Annotated in this window: 1 pseudogene; it reads left to right on the top strand. The window is 68.1% G+C overall.

Annotation, left to right across the window (positions count from 1 at the left end):
- A pseudogene (locus tag U5A65_RS40830) lies at positions 1–310 on the top strand (sulfatase); the annotation flags it as partial.

The following is a 310-nucleotide window of genomic DNA, read 5'->3' on the forward strand; positions in this document are numbered from 1 at the left end:
CTCGAGCTACAACCGCTTCGACATGCGCGTGGCCGACACGGCGGTGACGTGGCTCGGCGAGCACGCGCGCGACGACCGTCCGTGGGTGCTGTATGTGGGTCTCGTTGCGCCGCATTTCCCGCTCGTCGTGCCGCAGGAGTGGCTCGATCTGTATCCGCCGGAGTCGCTCGATCTGCCGCTGCTGCATCCGTCGACGGGTTATGTGCGGCACCCGTGGGTCGAGCGCCAGGCGCGCCATATGGACCACGATTCGGCCATCGGCAGTGAGGAGCGGCGGCGTCTCGCGGTGGCGTGCTATCTTGCGCTCGTC

It is taken from the genome of Paraburkholderia sp. J10-1, assembly GCF_905220165.1.
In the GTDB taxonomy this organism is placed as follows: domain Bacteria; phylum Pseudomonadota; class Gammaproteobacteria; order Burkholderiales; family Burkholderiaceae; genus Paraburkholderia.